Source organism: Tardibacter chloracetimidivorans (assembly GCF_001890385.1).
In the GTDB taxonomy this organism is placed as follows: Bacteria; Pseudomonadota; Alphaproteobacteria; order Sphingomonadales; family Sphingomonadaceae; genus Tardibacter; species Tardibacter chloracetimidivorans.
Genome location: NZ_CP018221.1, coordinates 3,190,201 through 3,205,264, shown reverse-complemented (window position 1 = coordinate 3,205,264; position 15,064 = coordinate 3,190,201). Strand labels below are relative to the sequence as shown.

At 66.1% G+C, this 15,064-nt stretch carries 20 protein-coding genes and 1 tRNA gene; 14 read left to right on the top strand and 7 right to left on the bottom strand.

Annotation, left to right across the window (positions count from 1 at the left end; all coding sequences use genetic code 11):
* Window positions 1-45 precede the first annotated feature (45 nt).
* Window positions 46-330 carry a YciI family protein gene (locus tag BSL82_RS16675; protein ID WP_072598375.1) on the bottom strand — a complete coding sequence of 95 codons (285 nt, stop codon included), beginning with the start codon at window positions 328-330 and terminating at the stop codon, window positions 46-48.
* 112 nt (window positions 331-442) lie between these two features.
* Between BSL82_RS16675 and rpmB the strand changes: the two genes are divergently transcribed.
* Entirely contained in the window at window positions 443-733 is a 291-nt protein-coding gene (gene rpmB / locus BSL82_RS16670; protein ID WP_072598374.1) for a 50S ribosomal protein L28, read from the top strand.
* A gap of 48 nt (window positions 734-781) precedes the next feature.
* On the opposite strand, the gene BSL82_RS16665 is transcribed toward rpmB, so the two are convergent.
* Window positions 782-1,804, bottom strand: coding sequence for an esterase-like activity of phytase family protein (locus BSL82_RS16665; RefSeq protein ID WP_072598373.1), 1,023 nt, complete (start codon window positions 1,802-1,804; stop codon window positions 782-784).
* 145 nt (window positions 1,805-1,949) lie between these two features.
* Between BSL82_RS16665 and BSL82_RS16660 the strand changes: the two genes are divergently transcribed.
* Complete coding sequence (locus BSL82_RS16660; protein ID WP_072598372.1) at window positions 1,950-2,324, top strand: glycine zipper 2TM domain-containing protein; 375 nt, start codon at window positions 1,950-1,952, stop codon at window positions 2,322-2,324.
* A 55-nt stretch (window positions 2,325-2,379) separates the two neighbouring features.
* Here BSL82_RS16660 and cobT read toward each other — a convergent pair whose 3' ends face one another.
* Genes cobT through BSL82_RS16645 form a run of 3 tightly spaced genes read right to left on the bottom strand, consistent with a single transcriptional unit; the run spans window position 2,380 to window position 5,912 of the window.
* Window positions 2,380-4,242, bottom strand: a complete 1,863-nt coding sequence (gene cobT, locus BSL82_RS16655; protein ID WP_072598371.1) for a cobaltochelatase subunit CobT — start codon at window positions 4,240-4,242, stop codon at window positions 2,380-2,382.
* A 21-nt stretch (window positions 4,243-4,263) separates the two neighbouring features.
* Window positions 4,264-5,271 (bottom strand): cobaltochelatase subunit CobS, encoded by a 1,008-nt coding sequence (cobS, locus tag BSL82_RS16650; protein ID WP_072598370.1) that lies wholly within the window; start codon window positions 5,269-5,271, stop codon window positions 4,264-4,266.
* A 20-nt stretch (window positions 5,272-5,291) separates the two neighbouring features.
* Entirely contained in the window at window positions 5,292-5,912 is a 621-nt protein-coding gene (locus BSL82_RS16645; RefSeq protein WP_072598856.1) for a J domain-containing protein, read from the bottom strand.
* Between the two features lie 89 nt (window positions 5,913-6,001).
* On the opposite strand from BSL82_RS16645, the gene BSL82_RS16640 reads away from it, so the two are divergent.
* The 11 genes from BSL82_RS16640 (at window position 6,002) to BSL82_RS16590 (ending at window position 13,203) form a co-directional block, all read left to right on the top strand.
* Window positions 6,002-6,283, top strand: a complete 282-nt coding sequence (locus tag BSL82_RS16640; RefSeq protein WP_072598369.1) for a BolA family protein — start codon at window positions 6,002-6,004, stop codon at window positions 6,281-6,283.
* A 34-nt stretch (window positions 6,284-6,317) separates the two neighbouring features.
* A tRNA-Thr gene (locus BSL82_RS16635) sits at window positions 6,318-6,392 on the top strand.
* Between the two features lie 38 nt (window positions 6,393-6,430).
* Window positions 6,431-6,700: a MoaD/ThiS family protein gene (locus BSL82_RS16630; protein WP_072598368.1), complete on the top strand. Its 270-nt coding sequence runs from the start codon at window positions 6,431-6,433 to the stop codon at window positions 6,698-6,700.
* Window positions 6,701-6,717: 17 nt separating this feature from the next.
* Window positions 6,718-7,800 carry a WD40/YVTN/BNR-like repeat-containing protein gene (locus BSL82_RS16625; RefSeq protein WP_072598367.1) on the top strand — a complete coding sequence of 361 codons (1,083 nt, stop codon included), beginning with the start codon at window positions 6,718-6,720 and terminating at the stop codon, window positions 7,798-7,800.
* Window positions 7,801-7,840: 40 nt separating this feature from the next.
* Window positions 7,841-9,157 (top strand): replication-associated recombination protein A, encoded by a 1,317-nt coding sequence (locus BSL82_RS16620; protein ID WP_072598366.1) that lies wholly within the window; start codon window positions 7,841-7,843, stop codon window positions 9,155-9,157.
* An 87-nt stretch (window positions 9,158-9,244) separates the two neighbouring features.
* On the top strand, window positions 9,245-10,126 hold the full coding sequence (locus BSL82_RS16615; RefSeq protein WP_072598365.1) for a hypothetical protein: 882 nt from the start codon (window positions 9,245-9,247) through the stop codon (window positions 10,124-10,126).
* 27 nt (window positions 10,127-10,153) lie between these two features.
* The gene (crcB, locus tag BSL82_RS16610) at window positions 10,154-10,543 is read left to right on the top strand and encodes a fluoride efflux transporter CrcB (protein WP_158010987.1); all 390 of its coding nucleotides are present in this window, start codon (window positions 10,154-10,156) and stop codon (window positions 10,541-10,543) included.
* Window positions 10,540-11,628: an RluA family pseudouridine synthase gene (locus tag BSL82_RS16605; RefSeq protein WP_072598364.1), complete on the top strand. Its 1,089-nt coding sequence runs from the start codon at window positions 10,540-10,542 to the stop codon at window positions 11,626-11,628. Before crcB ends, BSL82_RS16605 begins: the two co-directional genes overlap by 4 nt.
* Before the next feature lie 5 nt (window positions 11,629-11,633).
* Window positions 11,634-12,293: an HAD-IA family hydrolase gene (locus BSL82_RS16600; protein ID WP_072598363.1), complete on the top strand. Its 660-nt coding sequence runs from the start codon at window positions 11,634-11,636 to the stop codon at window positions 12,291-12,293.
* A complete protein-coding gene (locus BSL82_RS16595; RefSeq protein ID WP_072598362.1) occupies window positions 12,290-12,514 on the top strand; it encodes a hypothetical protein in 225 nt (74 codons plus the stop codon). Before BSL82_RS16600 ends, BSL82_RS16595 begins: the two co-directional genes overlap by 4 nt.
* Window positions 12,511-13,203, top strand: a complete 693-nt coding sequence (locus tag BSL82_RS16590; protein ID WP_072598361.1) for an ATP12 family chaperone protein — start codon at window positions 12,511-12,513, stop codon at window positions 13,201-13,203. Before BSL82_RS16595 ends, BSL82_RS16590 begins: the two co-directional genes overlap by 4 nt.
* Here BSL82_RS16590 and BSL82_RS16585 read toward each other — a convergent pair.
* A complete protein-coding gene (locus BSL82_RS16585; protein WP_072598360.1) occupies window positions 13,195-13,749 on the bottom strand; it encodes a hypothetical protein in 555 nt (184 codons plus the stop codon). The genes BSL82_RS16590 and BSL82_RS16585 overlap by 9 nt on opposite strands.
* Before the next feature lie 55 nt (window positions 13,750-13,804).
* Window positions 13,805-14,452, bottom strand: coding sequence for a guanylate kinase (gene gmk / locus BSL82_RS16580; protein ID WP_072598359.1), 648 nt, complete (start codon window positions 14,450-14,452; stop codon window positions 13,805-13,807).
* Window positions 14,453-14,510: 58 nt separating this feature from the next.
* Between gmk and BSL82_RS16575 the strand changes: the two genes are divergently transcribed.
* Window positions 14,511-15,062 (top strand): DUF2585 domain-containing protein, encoded by a 552-nt coding sequence (locus tag BSL82_RS16575; protein WP_072598358.1) that lies wholly within the window; start codon window positions 14,511-14,513, stop codon window positions 15,060-15,062.
* The last annotated feature ends 2 nt before the right edge of the window (window positions 15,063-15,064 follow it).

The window sequence follows — 15,064 nt, the reverse complement described above, 5'->3', positions numbered from 1 at the left end:
GTTTGAACGGAGAGTAATGCATATGAGACTGGCTCGCAATAGCGTTCAGTCGACGGGAAGCGCCTTTCTCCATGCCCGGGCGGACACATCGCTGAAAAGCCCGACTTTATTATAAGGGTCGCCGTCAGCAAAAGCATCGGCGGCGGCCTGATCGGCGAAATCCGCCACGATCATCGAGCCGTTGGGCTGTCCGTCCGGCCCGAGAAACGGTCCCCCCACCACCAGCCGGTCGCCAAGCCCGTTCATATAATCCAGATGCGCCGGGCGCGTATCCAGGCGGAGTTGAAGCGATCCGGGCCGGTCGGTACACTGGATAACGAATAATGGCATGGCGCGGCAAACCTCCCGAAGCCTTGACGAATGACGACCGCTCGCTTATGCGCGCCATCTTTCCGGACGCAAGCCGGAATCATAGATTTCAGCCGTAAACAGGATTTAGACAATGTCGCGGATCTGCGAATTGACCGGCAAGGGCCGTCAGGTGGGCCACAATGTGTCCCACGCGAACAACAAGACCAAGCGGACCTTTCTGCCCAATCTGCAGAATGTGACGCTGATGTCGGACAGCCTCGGCCGTTCGGTGCGGCTGCGCGTTTCGACCAACGGGCTGCGCTCGGTCGAACATGTCGGCGGCCTCGACAACTGGCTGCTGAAGACCTCCGAAGCCAAGCTGTCGCTGCGCGCGCGCCGTCTGAAACGCGAACTCGCCAAAAAGGCGCAGCCCGCCGCCTGAGCCACATCGGCAACGGACTACGCACGGCCGGCGCAACGCCGGCCGTCGTCATTTTCGGACCATTTCGAACTTCATCAGCAGGGTGCGCTGAAGCCCGCTGAAATTGTCGTCCGACAGCAGATAGACGAACTGTCGACCGGATTCGCGGCGGACGGCCAGTCCTTCCATATTGTCGATGCTGAGCGGCGGCGCGAACACGGCCAGCGGCACGGCTGCGATTCGGGGCCTGCCGTCGTCGCCCACCTCCACGCTGAGCCGGTCCAGCCGCGCGGCGATGCCGTGCATCAGCGAATAATGGCGCGACAGCATAAGGAACTCCCGGCCGCCAAGGTGAGCGGCGTCGGTCGGGCTGAACCCCTCAGCGACCGAAACCGCGGCCTCCTGCCAGTCTCCCCCGCCCAGCCGGACAAGCGCGACTGCGGCGCCCGTGCTTGTTCGCAGCGATTCGGAAATGACCAGCGTGACGCCCTCCCCCGAGGCCAGGGCCTCCATCCCGCCATTGCCAGGCAGGCGTGACAGCCAGGCGGGCGGAAGCGCAGCCGGACGCGGCCGACCTAAAGGCAGCCCCCCGGCAAAATCATAGGCCCAGAGACGATGGTCCTGCTCGAACGCGACAAGCGCGCCGGTGGGCTGGCAATTGCCGTCAGCGCAGGGACGAACAAGCTCAAGCGCCTCGGCGTCGCCCGCCTTCTTGCCGGATAGCGGCGCGCCGTCCGCCCCTGAAAGGCGCGTGATCCGGACATCGGCGACGCCGGTGAGTCGACCTCCCGATTCCCGGACATTGAAGCTGAACCAGTCGCCCGCGTCGCTGACGGCGAGAAGCCGCGCGCGATCCCAGCGCAGGCCCGACAGTCCGCCGAAGCGCGGATCGCGCGAGTCCAGATGCACCCCGCCGCGATATTCGAGCGCTCCGACCCGCGTCCGCGCCGGATCGTCGGTCGACAGCGGGATCGCGGTCGCGGTGACCTGAAGACTGGCTGGACCCGCCTCAGGTGGGGGCACGGGCGCGCATGCGGCGGCAAGCGCGGGGAGGAGGAGCGCAGGGAGCAGGCAGGCGAGGCGCTTCATCATGGCAGCGGTCCATAGCCGAAAGCCGGGCGCGGCTGAACGTCCACTTTCTGCCCCGTTCAGCTTCCGCTCACGCGAATCGGGGCAGATTGGTTTCATCGAAAGGCGCGGGGCCAGACGCCGGTCTTTCAGGGTATGGAGTAAAACTATGCTGAAGAAGATTTTTTCAGGGATTGCGATCGCGGCGATGATGGCGACGACAGCGGCGCCGACCGCGGCCCTCGCCCACGACAGGGGCAAGCATCACTGGCACAAGAAGCATGATCGCGGGCATTATCGGGATCGCGGCTATGACCGCGACCGCGGATATTATCGCGATGCAGGATATTATCGCGGCGACCGGCGCTATTCCGGCTATCGCTGCAAGCGCGACAACGGCACGGGCGGGCTTGTGATCGGCGCGATCGCCGGTGGCCTGCTGGGCAATGAGATCGCCCGCGACAAGACGGCGGGCACCATTATCGGCGGCGGCGTGGGCGCACTTGCCGGACGCGCGATCGACAAGAGCGACAGCCGCTGCTGATCGACAACCAGTTCTTCACCCTGTGCGCCGGGATATCAGGTTCCGGCGCACTTTTTTATGCCCGGTACGCCGCCCGCTGTGGAGCGCCATCTTCATCGAAGAGTTCGGCCAGCCGTTCCACCATGGTGCCGCCAAGCTGCTCGGCGTCCATGATCGTCACCGCATCGCGATAATAGCGGGTGACGTCATGACCGATGCCGATCGCGATCAGTTCCACCGGCGAGCGGTTCTCGATCCAGTGGATCACCTGCCGCAGATGCTTTTCAAGATAAGCGCCGGAATTGACCGACAGGGTGGAATCATCCACCGGCGCGCCGTCTGAAATCACCATCAATATCCGGCGATCCTCCGGCCGGGCGATCAGCCGCCCATGCGCCCAGAGCAGCGCCTCGCCGTCGATATTCTCCTTGAGCAGGCCCTCGCGCATCATCAGGCCCAGGTTCTTGCGCGCGCGCCGCCAGGGCGCGTCGGCGGTCTTGTAGATGATGTGGCGCAGGTCGTTGAGACGGCCGGGCAGCGCGGGCCGCCCTTCCGCCAGCCATTTCTCGCGCGACTGGCCGCCCTTCCATGCGCGGGTGGTGAAGCCCAGAATCTCCACCTTCACACCGCAGCGTTCCAGCGTGCGGGCGAGAATATCCGCCGAGATGGCCGCAATCGAGATCGGCCGTCCGCGCATCGACCCGGAATTGTCGATCAGCAGCGTCACGACCGTATCGCGAAATTCGGTGTCGCGCTCCACCTTGTAGGACAGCGAATGCGAGGGGTTGGCGATGATGCGCGATAGCCGGGCGCTATCGAGCAGCCCTTCCTCCTGATCGAAATCCCAGCTCCGGTTCTGCTGCGCCATGAGGCGGCGCTGGAGCCGGTTGGCGAGCTTGGACACGGCCCCCTGCAGATGGATGAGCTGCTGATCCAGATAGGCGCGCAGGCGCGTCAGCTCCTCCTCGTCGCACAGTTCCTGCGCGGCGACGGTTTCATCGAACATCTGGGTGTAGGCGCGATAATCAAAGCCGGGCGCAAGATCGGAGAACGGCCGGTTGGGCCGCACGGGCAGCATGCCCTCCGCGCCGTCTTCGCCAAGGTCGGCGTCGGTTTCACCGTCGCCCTCGCCCTCGGCCTCGCCCTGATCGTCCTCCTCGCCCTCGCCGTCCGACAGCTCGGGCCGGGCGTCGACCTGCTGATCCTGAGCGCCGCCGCTGTCGTCCTGATCCTCGCCGTCCTCGCCCGGCTGGGATTCGTCCTCGCCTTCGTTCTCGCTGGTCTCGTCCTGATCGATTTCGGGCTGCGCCTCGGCATCGAGCAGGTCGAGATCGCGCAGCAGCCGGGTGGAAAGATCGGCGAACGCCTGCTGATCGGCAAGCGCGCCTTCCAGCGCGTCGAGGTCGCCACCGGCCTTTTCTAGAATCTCGTCCCGCACCAGCATCAGCGGCGTGATCGCCTGCGCGGGCGGCGCTTCGCCCGTGAGCTTTTCGCGAAGCATCAGCGCCACGGCCGTCGCAAGCGGCACTTCGGCCTTGTTGCGCGCGCGGACGATCGGATCGGCCTGGACCCGCGTTTCGACCATCTGCGAAAGATTGGCGGCGACGCCCTCCATCTCCCGCGCGCCAAGCGCCTCCACCCGCACCTGCTCCAGCGCATCGAACACGGCGCGGGCGACCGGCTCCACCGGGCGGGACTTCGCATGGGCGGCGGCATTGTGGTGGCGCAGCTTCAGCGCAAAGGCATCGGCCCAGCCGCGCGCCTCGGCGATCTGCCGGGACGTGAGATTGCGCCCCGGGATCGGCACCTTCATCGACTTTTCGGACATGCCCGGAGCGTCGGCGGTATAGCCCAGCTCCGCCTCCGGATCGTGCGCAAGGGCGCGGGCGGCCGCGCCGAGCGCCTGCCGGAAATCCTCAAGGGGATTTTTCTCGGCCAAGACCGTTCAGCCCCCCGCCCGTCAGGCCGCGCGGTGCGCGATCGATTCGGGCAGATCCTTGCCGAAGACGCGCTGATAATATTCAGCTACCAGCGGCCGCTCGATCTCGTCGCACTTATTGAGGAACGAGACGCGGAAGGCAAAGCCGACATCGCCGAAGATCAGCGCATTCTGCGCCCAGGTGATGACCGTCCGCGGGCTCATGACGGTGGAGATGTCGCCGTTGACGAAGCCCTGGCGGCTGAGTTCGGCCACCTTCACCATCTTCTGCACCGTCTCCTTGCCGCCGGGCAGATCATATTCGCCCGACTTGGCGAGCACGATCTGCACCTCGGTCTCGGGCGGCAGATAGTTGAGCGTGGTGACGATGTTCCAGCGGTCCATCTGGCCCTGGTTGATCTGCTGCGTGCCGTGATAGAGGCCCGTCGTGTCGCCAAGGCCGATGGTGTTGGCGGTGGCGAACAGGCGGAACCACGGATTGGGCCGGATGACGCGGTTCTGGTCGAGCAGCGTCAGCTTGCCTTCCACCTCCAGCACGCGCTGGATGACGAACATCACGTCCGGGCGGCCGGCGTCATATTCGTCGAACACGAGCGCGGTCGGCGTCTGGAGCGCCCAGGGCAGCAGCCCCTCGCGAAACTCCGTCACCTGCTGGCCAGCGCGCAGCACGATCGCGTCCTTGCCGACCAGATCGATGCGGCTGATGTGGCTGTCGAGGTTGATCCGGATGCACGGCCAGTTCAGCCGCGCGGCAACCTGCTCGATATGCGTCGACTTGCCGGTGCCGTGATAGCCCTGCACCATCACCCGGCGATTGTGGGCGAAGCCCGCGAGAATCGCCATGGTCGTGTCGGGATCGAACACATAGCTCGGGTCCAGATCGGGCACCCGCTCGTCCTTTTCGGAAAAGGCGGGCACCATCATGTCGGTGTCGAGGCCGAACAGCTCGCGCGCCGAGACCTTGAGGTCCGGCGCGTCCATCACCGTATCGGCGCGGGTGTCGGGATTGATTTCAGGCAAACTGGCCATGACGAACTTTCACTGCTCCTTCAGGAGAAGGCCGGAGCCTTTCTCAGATGCGTATAGGCCGAAATCACGGCCTGCAAAGCCCGCTCGTGCGTGCGGTCCCCGCCGTTCTTGTCGGGATGATAGCGCCGGACCCGCTCCGCATAGGCCCGGCGGATGTCGTGCAGGCTGGCGCAGGCGTCCAGCCCCAGCACCTTCAGGGCCTTGCGATCCTCGCCGGAAAGCACCTGTCCGTTGCGCGAAACCGGCTGCTCCACCGCCGAACGGGCGAATCGCGCGCTCAATATATCCGCCGGATCGGTAAAGCGCGACCATGCCGGTTCCGGATCCCCATTGGCGGCGAAGACCCGCGTTTCCCTTTCCCACCCGGCAAGGGGGCGCTGCGCAGCCTCGATCTCATCGGGAGTCATGCCCTTGAAATAATTATAGCCCGCGTTGAAGGCGCGGACATGATCGAGGCAGAACCAGCGCCAGCGATCGGCCGGTGGCCCCGCGCCCTGCGCCGCCCGGTCGCGGGGCGCCCGGAACTCCCCGGCTTCCTCGCAGCCCGGATGCTCGCAGCCGCGCCCGTCGGCCGCGACACGCCCATGGAAGCGGCCGGGACGGCGCGCCGATGCGCTGCCCTGCCGTTCGCCTTCACCCATGCCGCCGCCGTCCGCCAATGCTGTTCCGCTCCGCTGCGATCCGTGCCAAAGCGCCTATATAGGAAAAGAATTGGGGAATTGGACCGGTTATGGGACCGATTGCACGCGAAATTGAAACGCGCCTTCGCAAAGCGCTGTCCCCGGAATCGCTCCAGGTGATGGACGACAGCGAAAAGCACCGGGGCCATGCGGGCCATGATGCGCGCGGCGAAAGCCATTTTACAGTGAAGATCACCTCGGCCGCGTTCGAGGGGCGATCGCGGGTCGAGCGCCAGCGCATGGTGAACGCCGCGCTCAGCGACTTGCTGGCGGAGCGGGTGCATGCACTGGCCATACAGGCGCGCACCCCGGCGGAGACGGCCGCCTCTTGACCTTGCCGGAGCGATCGCGGAAAGCGTGGGCCGGGCCGGGTTAGCACAGCGGTAGTGCAGCGGTTTTGTAAACCGAAGGTCGGGGGTTCGATCCCCTCACCCGGCACCATTAGACTGGCCGGAAGCCGGGAACGCGGAGCGCCGCCTTTGCCGAGAATCGCCTTCACCACCCATCTCGAGGCGCTGGGGCCGGTCGATCCGACGCCCTATGCCGCGCGGACGGTTGACGAATTGCTGAAAGCGGTCGCCGCCGATTATCCCCGCATTACCGCTTATGTGCTGGACGACCAGCGCCGGGTGCGAAAACATATCGCAATCTTCGTCGACGATGTGATGCAGCCGCGCGAGACGGCGCTGGCCACCCTGCTTGACGATGACAGCGAGGTCTATGTGATGCAGGCCCTTTCGGGGGGCTAGGGTCAGGAGAAGTGGACATGTCGGACCGTCTGTTTGCCGCGACCCGCAAGGGCCTGTTCGAATTGCGCCGCAAGGGGCAGGGCGACTGGGACATCGCCCGCACCTCCTTCATGGGATCGCCGGTCAGCATGATGCTGGACGATTCGCGCGACGGCACGCTTTATGCCGCGCTGGACCTGGGCCATTTCGGCGTGAAGCTGCACCGGAGCGATGACGGCGGCGATAGCTGGACCGAGATTGCCGCGCCATCCTATGCCGGGGTGGATGCGGACAAGGAGGATGCGCCAAGCCTGAACCTGCTCTGGTCGCTGGAGACCGGCGGACCCGGCGAGCCGGGAGTGCTGTGGGCAGGCACCATCCCCGGCGGGCTGTTCCGCAGCGAGGACCGCGGCGAGAGCTGGACGCTGAACCGCGCATTGTGGGACCAGCCGAGCCGTCCGCAATGGTTCGGCGGCGGCTATGACAAGCCGGGCATCCATTCCATATCGCTGGACCCGCGCGACGGCAGGCGGATCGCAATTGCCATTTCCTGCGGCGGCGTGTGGGAGACGACGGACGGCGGCGAAAGCTGGCGGCCGGCCGGCGACGGACTGGTCGCCACCTATATGCCGCCCGAACAGCAGCGCAACCCGGTGACGCAGGACCCGCACCGGCTGGTCCGCTGCCGCGCCGCGCCCGACGCCATGTGGATCCAGCACCACAATGGCATCTTCCATTCGGAAACAGGGGTGGACGGGTGGAGCCAGAACGAGACGGTGGACCCGAGCTTTGGCTTTGCAGTCGCCGTCCATCCCGAAAGGCCCGGCACCGCCTGGTTCGCGCCGGCGATCAAGGACGAGTACCGCTATCCAAAGGACGGGCGGCTGGTGGTGACGCGCACCACCGATGGCGGCAAATCGTTCGACACGCTGACGGACGGGCTGCCCCAGACCCATGGCTACGACCTGATCTATCGCCATTCGCTGGAGGTGGACGAAAGCGGCGAGCGGCTGGCGATGGGTTCGACCACGGGCGGCCTGTGGCTAAGCGAAGATGCGGGCGAGCGGTGGAGCCAGAGCCCCTTCCGGCTGCCGCCCATCAACGCCGTGCGCTTTGCCTGAACCCCTCGCGGTTCGGGCCTGTTCGTCCTAAATAGGGCGGATGGCAGACCTGTTTGCATCCGAGCCGGATTCGGCGACTCCCGAAGCAGCGCAGCCGCTGGCCGAGCATCTGCGCCCGCGACGGCTGGAGGATGTCGTAGGCCAGGAGCATCTGACCGGCGCGGACGGCGCGATCGGCCGCATGGTGGCGGCGGGCAGGCTGGCAAGCATGATCCTCTGGGGGCCGCCCGGCACCGGCAAGACCACCATCGCCCGGCTGCTCGCCGATGCGGTGGGCCTTCGCTTCATCGCCATATCCGCCGTGTTTTCGGGCGTGGCGGACCTGAAGAAGGCCTTCGCCGAAGCGCGCGAGCATGCCCGCATTGGCACGCAGACGCTGTTGTTCGTGGATGAGATCCACCGCTTCAACCGCGCGCAGCAGGACGGTTTCCTTCCCTATGTGGAGGACGGCACGGTCGTGCTCGTCGGCGCGACGACGGAAAACCCCAGCTTCGAGTTGAACGCCGCGCTGCTTTCGCGCTGCCAGGTGCTGATCCTGAACCGGCTGGACCGCGATGCGCTGGAACGCCTGCTGGAGCGGGCGGAGGCGGCGGAGGGCCGCGCGCTGCCGGTGGACGCCGACGCGCGCGAGGCGCTGATCGCGACGGCGGACGGCGACGGGCGCTTTCTGCTCAATCAGGTGGAGACGCTCTATTCGATCCGCATCGACCAGCCGCTGACCCCGGCCGAGCTTTCAAAGCTGCTCCACCGGCGCGTGGCGGTGTACGACAAGGACCGGGAGGGGCATTACAACCTCATTTCCGCCCTCCATAAATCGCTGCGCGGGTCGGACCCGCAGGCCGCGCTCTATTATCTCGCGCGGATGCTGGTAGCGGGCGAGGAACCGCTCTACCTGCTGCGGCGGCTGGTGCGCTTTGCGTCGGAGGATGTGGGGCTGGCCGATCCGCAGGCGCTGGTCCAGTGCCTCGCCGCCAAGGACGCCTATGATTTCCTCGGCAGCCCGGAAGGCGAGCTGGCGATCGTGCAGGCGACGCTCTATCTGGCGACCGCGCCCAAATCCAACGCGGCGTACAAGGCGGAAAAGGCGGCGAAGCGCACAGCCCGCGACACCGGATCGCTGATGCCGCCAAAGAACATTCTGAACGCGCCGACAAAGCTGATGAAGACCATCGGCTATGGCCGCGACTATGATTACGACCATGACGCGCCCGACGCCTTTTCCGGCGACGATTACTGGCCGGAAGAGATGGTGCCGCAGGGATTCTACACCCCCTCGCCGCGCGGCTTTGAAGTGAAGATCGCCGAGCGGCTGGCCTATTGGGACCGGCTCAGGAAGGAACGGCGGGCGGGCGAGTGACCGGTTCGTTCGCTTTCTGTCATCCCGAACTTGTTTCGGGATCCACGAACACCGTGAGGGGATGTACCGAAAACGCCATGTCCATGGATGCTGAAACGAGTTCAGCATGACGGAAGGGTTGTGACGGATTTCACCCGCGTTGCCGCGATCGACTGGTCGGGCGCCAAGGGCAGACGGCACAAGGGCATTGCGATCGCCGCCTGCGGGCCGGGCGACGCCCCTCCGGAGTTGATCGCGCCCGGCCACGTCTGGTCACGCCGGGAGGTGCTGGACTGGCTGCGCGAACGGGCGGCGGATAGCGAACGCTGGCTGATCGGAATGGATTTCAGCTTCGCGCCGCCGCGAATGGTGCGCGGATGCTATCTGCCGGGCGAGGACGTGCCGGGCGATGCGCGGGGCTTCTGGGCCTATGTCGACGCAAAGTGCGCGGACGACGATCTGGGCGCGGCGAGCTTTCTGGAGGAACACCACCGCCGCCACTTCTATTTCGGCGCGGCCGACGGAAAGAAGGCCGATTTCATGCACTTCCGCCAGTGCGAGCTGGCCTTCAACGCAAAAGGCGGCGGCAAGGCGTCCACCGTCTATGACGCGATCGGCGCGGCGCAGGTGGCGAAGGCGAGCTTTGCAGGAATGCGCCTGCTGCACCATCTGGGCGATGCGCTGGCGGTCTGGCCGTTCGACGAGGGGCCGCCGGGACAAAGCATGCTGGTGGAAATCTATTGCCGCGCCTTCATCCGCATGGGCGGCGCGCGCGGCCTGAAGCTGCGCACGATGGACGATCTCAACGCAGTGCTTGCGCGCCTGGGATCAGCCCCCGCCGCAGGAGCAGCGTACAGCGACCATGAGACGGACGTGCTGGCGGCGGCGGCCGGGCTGCGGCAAATCGCGGCGGACCCGCTCTACTGGCAGCCCAAGGACATGGGGCCGGAGATCGCGCGGACCGAAGGCTGGACCTTCGGCGTCGACTGATCGCATATCCTGCTCTAGAGGGGGCGAATGGCAGCTTTTCAACCAATCCACCTTCTGCTGGTGATGACCGGCGGCGGCATCGGCGCTGGCCTGCGCTATCTGTGCGGGCGCTGGGCGCTGGCGCTGTTTGGCCCGGGCTATCCCTGGGGGACGCTCAGCGTGAACATCGCCGGCAGCCTGGCGATGGGCCTGCTGGCCGGCGTTCTGGCGCGCACCGGCGGCAGCGAGCAGATCAGGCTGTTCATCGGCGTCGGCCTCCTTGGCGGCTTCACCACCTTTTCGGCCTTTTCGCTGGAGTTGTACGAGATGCTGCTGCGAGGCGCGCTGCCGACAGCGCTGGCCTATGCGACGATATCGATAACGGCAGGAGTCGCCGGGCTGTGGATCGCAATTCATCTGGTGCGGGCGGCGGCATGAGCGACGTGCGCAGCTTCACCGTCGGCAGCGAAGACGACGGCATCCGGCTGGACCGCTGGTTCAAGCGCCATCTGCCGGAGGCGACGTTCAACACCGTGTCGCGCTGGGCGCGCACCGGCCAGCTTCGAATCGACGGCAAGCGGGCGACGCCCGGCGACCGAGTCGAGACAGGCCAGACGATCCGCGTGCCCCCTGCGGAAAGCGCGCCCTCCCCGCTTGCGGCACCACGCAAGGAACGGCCCCCGCTGGCGGAGGACGAGGCCGCCTATGTCCAGTCGATGGTCATTCACCGCGACCGGTCGGCCATCGTCATCAACAAACCGCCCGGCCTTGCGACACAGGGCGGGACCAAGACGACCGACCATGTCGACCGCCTGCTGGACGGGCTGCTGTTCGACGCCCCGTCGCGGCCCAAGCTGGTCCACCGGCTGGACAAGGACACGAGCGGCGCGCTGCTGCTGGCGCGCACGCAGCGCGCGGCCGCTTTTTTCGCCAAATCCTTTTCCAGCCGCACGGCGAAGAAGGTCTATTGGGCGCTGGTGGTGGGCGTGCCTTCCATCGAGGACGGGATCATCGACCTGCCGCTTGGCAAGCAGCCCGGAACGGGCGGCGAGAAGATGCACGTCGACAAGGAGAACGGCCTGCCCGCACGCACGCGCTATCGTGTGATCGACCGGGCGGGCAACCGCGCCTGCTGGCTGGAGTTGCAACCCTATACCGGCCGCACCCACCAGCTTCGCGCGCATCTGACGGCGATCGGCCATCCGATCGTCGGCGACGGCAAATATGGCGGGCCGGAGGCGTTCCTGTCCGGCGGGATCAGCCGCAAGATGCATCTGCACGCGCGGCGCATCCGCATCGATCACCCCGATGGCGACGTGCTGGACGTGATGGCCGAAGCCCCACGGCATTTCGCCGAGAGCATCGCGCATCTGGGGTTCGATCTGACGGCGGGCGATCTTCCGATCGAAAGCTTCGATCCCGACAACGATCCGGAGGTGCAGGCAAAGCGCGCGGCGGCGGCGGCCAAGGCCCGCCGCAAGGAGCGGCGCGGCGAGCGGCGCAGCCGGAGTCGCGGCAACTGACGGCAATGAACAGGCTGGTTGTCTTCGACTGCGACGGAACGCTGGTGGACAGCCAGGCCAATATCGTGCGCGCGATGGAGATTGCGTTCGACATCCATCGCCTGCCCCCGCCCGATCCGCATGCGACGCGCCGGGTGGTCGGCCTGTCGCTGGTCCAGGCAATGTGCGCGCTGCTGCCGGACAACGACCCCGCGCTGCACGAGGCGCTGGCGGAAAGCTACAAGCGCGCATTCCAGACGCTGCGCGCGGACGGCCATGTCAACGAGCCGCTGTTCCCCGGAATCGCGCGGCTGCTGGACGAGATCGACGCGCGCGGCTGGCTGATGGGCGTTGCGACCGGGAAGTCCAACCGGGGGCTGGGGCTGTGCCTGGCGCATCACGGCATCGGCAGCCGGTTCGTCACGCTTCAGACCGCCGACCGCCACCCGTCGAAGCCGCACCCCGCGATGCTGAACGCGGCCATGGCGGAAGCGGGCGCGACCCCACAAGCCACGCTGATGATCGGCGACACCAGTTTCGACATGGCGATGGGATGCGCGGCGGGCGCGCGATCCGTGGGCGTCACCTGGGGCTATCATGACGCGCACGAACTGCACGAGGCGGGCGCGCAATATGTGATCGACACCGCCGACGCGCTGATCGCCCTGATGGAGGAGCCGGTATGACCAACCCCGAAATCCATGCCCGCAACCGCTATCTGGTGATACAGATCGTGCGGATGGCCGGAATCGCGATGGTCCTGCTGGGCATATTGATCTGGAAGGGCGACCTGATCACGCCGGGCGGCGATGCGATGATCGGCGCACCGATCACGATCCTGGGGCTGATCGACGTGCTGATCATCCCGCAACTGCTTGCCCGGATGTGGCGCAGCCCAAGGCAATGAAGCGCTTTTTCGACAAGGCGGCGGCGCAGCCGATGGAGGGCGGCTTCGGCATCGCGCTGGACGGCCGCCCCGTCCGCACGCCCGCCAAGGCGGCGCTCCTCGTGCCGACACAAGTGCTGGCGGACGCCATTGCCGGGGAATGGAATGCACAGGGCGCGAAGCTGGACCCGCGCTCCATGCCGCTGACGGGGCTCGCCAACGCAGCCATCGACCGGATCGCGCCTGACCCCGCCTTGTTTGCGGCGAGCCTCGCCGTGTTCGGCGAAAGCGATCTTGTCGCCTATCGCGCCGACAGTCCGCCGTCGCTGATTGTACGGCAGGCGGCAGCCTGGGATCCGGTGATCGACTGGGCGCGGCGGCGCTATGACGTGGAGTTTACCGCGACGACCGGCGTCATCCACCACCCCCAGCCCGCAGCGACGCTGGAGCGGCTGCGCGCGGCGGTGGCGGCGCGAACCCCGTTCGAGCTGGCCGGGCTCAATGCGCTGGTGACGATTTCGGGATCGCTGCTGATCGGCCTTGCCATGCTGGAGCGGGAGATCGACGCCGAGGCCGGTTGGCTTGCGGGCCATGTCGACGAGCTTTGGCAGGCCGAGCAATGGGGCGACGACGAACTCGCGCAAAAAGCCCGCGTCTCCCGCCGGGGCGATTTCGACGCGAGCGCGCGATTCCTGAGCCTGCTACACTGACGCAGGCCGGGGCAGGAACCAGCGGGCGATGACGATGCCGCCCGCCGCCAGAATGATGAAATCCGCGACGAAGTGATAGACTGAATAAATCCAGTCCTGATGCCCCCAGATGGGGTCGGCGAGCGTGATGTAGATACTGGCGGCGAGGGTGAAATAAACCACCATCCGCGCCCGGCTGGCGAAGTCGGCGACGCGGGCGGCCACCAGCAGCAGCGCAAGGCCAAGCACCGTGACGCTGACCAGCATATGGATGAAGCCGCCAATCATCGCGCTTGGATCGGCCAACGAAAAGCCGCCCGTATTGTAATGGATGGTGGCAACAGGCCCGCGCCCGTACAGCACCGTCCCTTCGGCCGAATTGGGCCAGGGCACGATATAGGTGCCGGTCTTCGGCAGATTGGCGGCAAGCGCGTTCTGGACAGAGGCGTTGGCGGCGTCGCTCGCCGTCGCATAGGCGAGCATCGACAGTGGCGAGCCGTAAAGGATGAAGCCAAGGATAAACATGGCGACCGCAGCCGCGACACAACCGATGACGAAACGGGTCATGCGCATTCTCCCCATTTGTTACGAGGGAAGAACCATCGGCGCGCGCTAAGGCTCCCTACCCAGTCTTCGTATCGAGCCCGCGCACGAAATCGACGAGGCCGGGCTGGCGCACCCGCTTCAACCGTTCCGCCGCCAATATTGTGCGGATATGGGCGAGGCATGCGTCCACGTCGCGGTTGATGAGGACATAATCATATTCCGCCCAATGGCTGATCTCGGCCTCGGCGCGGGCCATGCGCCCGGCGATGACATCGTCCGAATCGGTACCGCGCGCGCGCAGGCGGCGCTCCAGCTCCGCCATCGACGGGGGCAGGATGAAGATGCTGACCAGATCGGCGAGCACCTGCTTCTGGCGAAGCTGCTGCGTGCCCTGCCAATCGATGTCGAACAGCACGTCATGGCCGCGCGCGAGCATGGCGTCCACGGGTGCGGCGGGCGTGCCATAGCGGTGGCCGAAGACATGCGCCCATTCAAGAAAGGCGTCGCCCGCGACCATCGCGTCGAACTGCTCGGGCGTCTTGAAGAAATAATCGCGCCCTTCCACCTCGCCCGGCCGCTGGGGCCGGGTGGTGGCCGAAACCGACATTTCGATATTCTCGTCAGCGGCGAGCACGGCGCGCGAAAGCGTGGACTTGCCCGCCCCGCTGGGGGACGAGAGCACCAGCATCAGACCGCGCCTTGGAAACGGAATTGCATCGACCATGGCGTTCGGTGCGTCACTTGGGCTAGGCGCGTCAAGTCATCTGGTGGGGAATGGGGGTATGAAGCGGCAGCATTGGGCAAGGATTGCGGGCATCATCGCGCTGGCGGCCGCGATCCTGTGGCTGATGGGACGTGCGCCGATCTGCCGCTGCGGCGACGTGAAGCTGTGGCACGGCGTGGTCGCAAGCGCCCAGAACTCGCAGCATATCGCCGACTGGTACAGCTTCAGCCACATCATCCACGGCTTCATTTTCTATGGGCTGCTGTGGCTGGTGGCGAAAAAGAAGCCGATGGGCTGGCGGATGACGGCGGCGGTGGCGATCGAGGCCGCGTGGGAGGTGGCCGAAAACAGCCCGGCGATCATCAACCGCTACCGCGCCGTGACGCTGGCCTATGATTACTACGGCGACAGCATCCTCAATTCGGCAAGCGACATCGGCTTCATGATGCTGGGCTTTTTCATCGCGCGGCGGCTGCCGGTGACGGCGACCATCGCCATCGCGATCATGATGGAGCTTTTCACCCTCGCCATGATCCGCGACAATCTGACGCTGAACGTGCTGATGCTGGTCTGGCCTGTCGATGCGATAAGTATTTGGCAGGCCGGTTGAAC

Bases quoted from the DNA above. Each gene is read 5' to 3' on its own strand.
- BSL82_RS16590 (WP_072598361.1), top strand. From the start codon at position 12,511: ATGAAGCGCTTTTTCGACAAGGCGGCGGCGCAGCCGATGGAGGGCGGC.
- BSL82_RS16640 (WP_072598369.1), top strand. From the start codon at position 6,002: ATGGGACCGATTGCACGCGAAATTGAAACGCGCCTTCGCAAAGCGCTG.
- BSL82_RS16585 (WP_072598360.1), bottom strand. From the start codon at position 13,749: ATGACCCGTTTCGTCATCGGTTGTGTCGCGGCTGCGGTCGCCATGTTT.
- rpmB (WP_072598374.1), top strand. From the start codon at position 443: ATGTCGCGGATCTGCGAATTGACCGGCAAGGGCCGTCAGGTGGGCCAC.
- cobS (WP_072598370.1), bottom strand. From the start codon at position 5,271: ATGGCCAGTTTGCCTGAAATCAATCCCGACACCCGCGCCGATACGGTG.
- BSL82_RS16575 (WP_072598358.1), top strand. From the start codon at position 14,511: ATGAAGCGGCAGCATTGGGCAAGGATTGCGGGCATCATCGCGCTGGCG.
- BSL82_RS16660 (WP_072598372.1), top strand. From the start codon at position 1,950: ATGCTGAAGAAGATTTTTTCAGGGATTGCGATCGCGGCGATGATGGCG.
- BSL82_RS16620 (WP_072598366.1), top strand. From the start codon at position 7,841: ATGGCAGACCTGTTTGCATCCGAGCCGGATTCGGCGACTCCCGAAGCA.
- BSL82_RS16675 (WP_072598375.1), bottom strand. From the start codon at position 330: ATGCCATTATTCGTTATCCAGTGTACCGACCGGCCCGGATCGCTTCAA.
- BSL82_RS16605 (WP_072598364.1), top strand. From the start codon at position 10,540: ATGAGCGACGTGCGCAGCTTCACCGTCGGCAGCGAAGACGACGGCATC.
- BSL82_RS16665 (WP_072598373.1), bottom strand. From the start codon at position 1,804: ATGATGAAGCGCCTCGCCTGCCTGCTCCCTGCGCTCCTCCTCCCCGCG.
- BSL82_RS16625 (WP_072598367.1), top strand. From the start codon at position 6,718: ATGTCGGACCGTCTGTTTGCCGCGACCCGCAAGGGCCTGTTCGAATTG.
- BSL82_RS16615 (WP_072598365.1), top strand. From the start codon at position 9,245: ATGCTGAAACGAGTTCAGCATGACGGAAGGGTTGTGACGGATTTCACC.
- BSL82_RS16600 (WP_072598363.1), top strand. From the start codon at position 11,634: ATGAACAGGCTGGTTGTCTTCGACTGCGACGGAACGCTGGTGGACAGC.
- BSL82_RS16595 (WP_072598362.1), top strand. From the start codon at position 12,290: ATGACCAACCCCGAAATCCATGCCCGCAACCGCTATCTGGTGATACAG.
- crcB (WP_158010987.1), top strand. From the start codon at position 10,154: ATGGCAGCTTTTCAACCAATCCACCTTCTGCTGGTGATGACCGGCGGC.
- gmk (WP_072598359.1), bottom strand. From the start codon at position 14,452: ATGGTCGATGCAATTCCGTTTCCAAGGCGCGGTCTGATGCTGGTGCTC.
- BSL82_RS16645 (WP_072598856.1), bottom strand. From the start codon at position 5,912: ATGGGTGAAGGCGAACGGCAGGGCAGCGCATCGGCGCGCCGTCCCGGC.